Below are 4,897 nucleotides of genomic sequence, written 5' to 3'. Positions count from 1 at the left end.
CGCCGGCCCTGATCGGTCTGGCGATTGGCGCTTATGGCCTGACCCAGGCAGTGTTCCAGATTCCGTTCGGTTTCATTTCCGACCGCATCGGTCGCCGCCCGGTGATTTACCTGGGCCTGATCGTCTTTGCCCTCGGCAGTCTGCTGGCAGCCAATGCCGACTCGATCTGGGGCGTGATCGCCGGCCGAATCCTGCAGGGCGCCGGGGCGATTTCCGCGGCGGTCATGGCCTTGCTGTCGGACCTGACCCGCGAGCAGCACCGGACCAAGGCCATGGCCATGATCGGCATGACCATCGGCCTGTCGTTTGCGGTGGCCATGGTGGTCGGCCCGCTGCTGACCCGCGCCTTCGGGTTGTCCGGATTGTTCCTTGCCACCGGCGGTATGGCGCTATTCGGCATCGTGATCGTGATGTTCATGGTGCCGCGCTCCACTGGCCCGTTGCAGCACCGTGAGTCCGGTGTCGCGCGCCAGGCGCTGATCCCGACCCTCAAGCATCCGGACCTGCTGCGCCTGGACCTGGGCATTTTTGTGTTGCACGCGATGTTGATGTCCAGCTTCGTCGCCTTGCCACTGGCGCTGGTCGAGAAAGCCGGGCTGCCCAAAGAGCAGCACTGGTGGGTGTACCTGACCGCGCTGCTGATTTCTTTCTTCGCCATGATCCCGTTCATTATCTACGGCGAGAAGAAACGCAAAATGAAACGAGTTTTACTCGGCTCCGTCGTGACGCTGATGCTCACTGAGCTATTCTTCTGGCAGTTCGGCGACAGCTTGCGGGCTCTGGTGATCGGTACGGTGGTGTTCTTCACCGCGTTCAATCTGCTGGAAGCTTCGTTGCCATCGCTGATCAGCAAGGTTTCACCGGCCGGCGGCAAGGGCACTGCGATGGGGGTTTATTCCACCAGCCAGTTCCTCGGGTCGGCATTGGGCGGCATTCTTGGCGGCTGGCTGTTCCAGCATGGCGGTCTGTCGGTTGTGTTCCTCGGATGCGCCGGTCTGGCTGCCCTCTGGCTGGCCTTTGCTGTTACCATGCGCGAACCTCCCTACGTCACGAGCCTGCGCTTGCCGTTGTCGCCCGAGGCGATCCGCGAAGCGGGTCTGGTCGAGCGCCTGAAGGCGGTCGTAGGGGTAACAGATGCAGTCATCGTCGCAGAAGAGGCGGCGATTTACATCAAACTGGACACCGAACTATTGGATCGCACCACCCTTGAGTGCCTGGTGAACAACCCGGCCGGGGCAGCGTGCGTAGCCTAGGAGAACGTTATGGCCCGTGGGGTTAACAAAGTCATATTGGTCGGCACTTGCGGCCAGGATCCCGAAGTTCGCTACTTGCCTAACGGTAACGCCGTGACCAACCTGAGTCTGGCGACCAGCGAACAGTGGACCGACAAGCAAACCGGTCAGAAAGTCGAAAAGACCGAATGGCACCGTGTGTCGATGTTCGGCAAAGTTGCGGAAATCGCTGGCGAATACCTGCGTAAAGGTTCGCAGGTGTACATCGAAGGCAAGCTGCAGACCCGCGAGTGGGAAAAAGACGGTATCAAGCGTTACACCACCGAAATCGTGGTCGACATGCAAGGCACCATGCAACTGCTGGGCGGCCGTCCACAGGGCGACCAGCAAGGCCAGGGCGGCGGTAACAACTACCAGCAACCCGCTCCGCGCCAGCAGGCTCCGCGTCCACAGCAGTCGGCGCCGCAACAGTCGCGCCCGGCTCCACAGCAGGCTGCTCCTCAGCCGGCCCCGGATTTCGACAGCTTTGATGACGATATCCCGTTCTAAAACAGCTACAAGCGGCAAGCTGACAAAACAAAACCCGCACTTCGGTCTGAAGTGCGGGTTTTTTTATGGGCGGTGAAATTTATTTGAAGACTCAGGCCGCGAGGAACTCGTTGGTCGACACCACACTGGCATACGCAAACGCCAGGGCCGCCATGAACGCCGCATGAACCTGCGCCGCCGGAACCGCCACGCCATTGAATTCCAGGTCGCGGGTGGCGCAGGCGTCGTGGATCACTGTCACCTTATAGCCAAAGTCCGCCGCCGCACGGGTGATGGCGTCCACACACATGTGGCTCATGCTGCCCACGACCACCAGCTCCTTGATGTCTTGCTCATCGAGGATCGATTTCAGCCCGGTTTCGCGGAACGAGTTGACGAAGTGCTTGAGCACCAGCGGTTCGTCGGCACGGTTGAGCACTTTCGGGTGCAGCTTGGCGCCTTCGGAGTTCGGGGTGAAAAACGGTGCCTCTTCGGAGGTGAATTCGTGGCGGATGTGCACCACAGAATCACCGGCGTCGCGGAAGGTCTTGATCAGGCGTGCGGCGTTGTCGGCGGCGGCGTCGGCGCCGACCAGTGGCCATTTTCCTTGGGGGAAGTAGTCGTTCTGGATATCGACTACGATGAGCGCTTGCTTGGCCATGACTGTTTCCTCGAAGTGTGTGTTGGGTGTGGAATGAAGTATTGGCGCTGGCAGGCGGTCCGGGGATTGGCCGCACCGACAATAAGAGGGGGAAAACTGACAATGGATGCAGAAAGGGCAATCGCCGAGCTCGGTGTGTTGATCTATCCCGGCGCGCAGATGGCGGCGGTGCATGGCTTGACCGACCTGTTCGGGGTGGCCAACCGGATCGCCACCGAGCATCAGTCTGCGCAGTTGCCGCTGCTGCGGGTCAGCCATTGGCAGGTCGAGGGTGATCAGCCGCCAGTTCGGGTCTTCGACAGCCATCCCGGCCCGGAGCGCACCCTGGTGGCCGTGTTGATTCCGCCATCGATCGGCGGTTTTTCCGAAGGCCAGGCGCCACAGGGATTGATCCGCTGGTTGCGTGAGCAACATGCCAGCGGCGCGACACTGGGCGGTGTTTGCGTGGGCTCTATCCTGTTGGCTGAAAGCGGTCTGCTCGACGGTCGTAGCGCCACCACCCACTGGACCTCGGCCAAAGCCTTCGCCGAACGTTACCCGGCGATCAGGCTCAAGGCCGACACACCGATTGTCGATGATGGCGATCTGATTACCACCGCTGGGCTGATGGCCTGGTCCGAACTGGGTTTGCGGCTGGTCAACCGGTTGCTGGGACCGAGCATTGCCACCAATACCGCACGTTTTCTGGTGGTGGAGCACTGCGACAGCGCCAGCGAGTGCGGCAGTAATTTTGCGCCGATTCTCAGCCATGGCGATGCGGCGATCCTCAAGGTGCAACACTGGCTGCAAAGTACCGGGGCAACCGATGTGTCGCTGGCGGCGATGGCCGAAAAGGCAGGCCTGGAAGAGCGCACCTTCCTGCGACGCTTCCGCGCGGCCACCGGGCTCAAACCCACCGAATACTGCCAGCATCTGCGAGTCGGCAAGGCCCGGGAAATGCTTGAGTTCACCAACGGCACCATCGACCACATCGCCTGGACCGTCGGTTATCAGGACCCCGGGGCGTTTCGTGCGACATTCAAGAAAATCACCGGGCTGGTGCCGAGTGATTATCGGTCGAGGTTTGGTGTGACGCCGGGTGCTGCTGTGCGGTAGTCGCTGTACTGCCAATAACCTGTAGGAGCGGGCTTGCCCGCGAACGCGGTGTGTCAGGCTACATCAATGTTGATGGTGTTGGCCTGATCGTCGGAACGCCGCCCGGAGCAGGCTCGCTCCCACAGAGAGTCGTGCAAAATGCCGGAATATCAAAGGGCGTCGTGCAGAATAAAACAGGCCCCATGCCATCACTTTTTGCGCAACGGGCTGATTTAAAACCCCTTTTCCCGCACCGGGCCTTGGCCTGATCTCTGCACCCCTTCAGATACATTCATCAAGCGTCGATTGAAGGGGGATGCATGACCCCAACAAACCGCAGGAAACTGGTGGTCGCCCATTCGGTGCTCGCCGACGCGCCAGTGCACGAAGTTGAAACCAACCGTGCACTGGCCCGCTGGCTGGCGCAGATACTGGGGCTCAAGTACGGCGGCAGCTACGACCCGCAGTTGCATGACGGACGGGACCTCTACCTGTTGCCGACCCAGACCCTGGTGGGCGCTGCGGCTGCCCGGCAACTAGGGGTCAAGGGGCCGGAGGATTTTTGGGGCGGTTATGTCGACCACGACTTCATGTGCACCAAAGCCATCAGTCATGGATTGCTCAACCACCACGCCCATGCACCGCAAGGCTGGACACCATTGTTTTCCGAGCGGGTGCGCAGTGTCGTGCTCGACGGTCTCAGCGTGTTCTCGCTGGAGGATGCACGGCCAGCGGCGAAGCATCTGCTCTATACCGGCCCGATCCGCCTCAAGCCGATTCACGCCTGCGCCGGGCGGGGTCAGGAAGTGATCGACAGCCTCGACCGGTTCGACGAAATCCTCGCCCGGCCCGAAGCCAAAACGCTGTTCACGGAAGGTGTGGTGTTGGAGCAGGACCTGGATCAAGTGATCACCCACAGCGTCGGTCAGAGTTTCATCGGCGACAAGGTGCTGAGTTACTGCGGTGAACAATACTTGACCAAGGACGCAAGGGGCGAAGAGGTGTATGGCGGCTCGAACCTGTTGGTGGTGCAGGGCAGCTACGTCGATTTACTGAAGCTGGACCTGGCCGATGATGTGCGGGTGGCTATCAAGCAAGCGCAGGTGTTCGACAGCGCTGCGGATGAAGCCTATCCGCGTTTCTACGCGTCACGGCGCAACTACGACATCGCTCAGGGCATCGATAGCGACGGCAAACGGCGCAGTGGTGTGCTCGAACAGTCCTGGCGCATTGGCGGTGCCAGCAGTGCCGAGGTGGCGGCCTTGCAGCGTTTCGTCAACGATCCGGGGATGTGTGCGATTCGTGTGTCTTCGGTGGAAACCTACAGCGATCAGCCGCTGCCGGCGGACGCCATCGAGGTGTACCGCGGGCGGGCGCAGACCAGTGACTTTCTCCTCAAGTA

Annotated in this window: 5 protein-coding genes; 4 read left to right on the top strand and 1 reads right to left on the bottom strand. The window is 61.0% G+C overall.

The annotated features are described in order from the left end of the window. Both AC1DVH_RS25875 and AC1DVH_RS25870 read left to right on the top strand, forming a co-directional pair. Nucleotides 1–1,253: MFS transporter (locus AC1DVH_RS25875; protein ID WP_477756197.1), on the top strand; the 1,253-nt coding region annotated here is incomplete at its 5' end. 9 nt (nt 1,254–1,262) lie between these two features. Beyond that, complete coding sequence (locus tag AC1DVH_RS25870; RefSeq protein WP_347909392.1) at nt 1,263–1,781, top strand: single-stranded DNA-binding protein; 519 nt, start codon at nt 1,263–1,265, stop codon at nt 1,779–1,781. Nucleotides 1,782–1,872: 91 nt separating this feature from the next. Here AC1DVH_RS25870 and AC1DVH_RS25865 read toward each other — a convergent pair whose 3' ends face one another. Then, on the bottom strand, nt 1,873–2,421 hold the full coding sequence (locus tag AC1DVH_RS25865; RefSeq protein ID WP_477756196.1) for a cysteine hydrolase family protein: 549 nt from the start codon (nt 2,419–2,421) through the stop codon (nt 1,873–1,875). A gap of 102 nt (nt 2,422–2,523) precedes the next feature. Here AC1DVH_RS25865 and AC1DVH_RS25860 point away from each other — a divergent pair, with 102 nt between their 5' ends. Then, nucleotides 2,524–3,516, top strand: coding sequence for a GlxA family transcriptional regulator (locus AC1DVH_RS25860; RefSeq protein ID WP_477756195.1), 993 nt, complete (start codon nt 2,524–2,526; stop codon nt 3,514–3,516). Nucleotides 3,517–3,815: 299 nt separating this feature from the next. Next, nucleotides 3,816–4,897: DUF3182 family protein (locus AC1DVH_RS25855; protein WP_477756194.1), on the top strand; the 1,082-nt coding region annotated here is incomplete at its 3' end.

It is taken from the genome of Pseudomonas sp. P4_C3, assembly GCF_056402075.1.
Note: the sequence above shows the minus strand (reverse complement) of the source record. Positions and strands in the feature narration are given on the sequence as shown.

What these genes read in the sequence shown, in the direction of transcription:
- AC1DVH_RS25870 (WP_347909392.1), top strand. Translation starts at nt 1,263, where the DNA reads ATGGCCCGTGGGGTTAACAAAGTCATATTGGTCGGCACTTGCGGCCAG.
- AC1DVH_RS25865 (WP_477756196.1), bottom strand. Translation starts at nt 2,421, where the DNA reads ATGGCCAAGCAAGCGCTCATCGTAGTCGATATCCAGAACGACTACTTC.
- AC1DVH_RS25860 (WP_477756195.1), top strand. Translation starts at nt 2,524, where the DNA reads ATGGATGCAGAAAGGGCAATCGCCGAGCTCGGTGTGTTGATCTATCCC.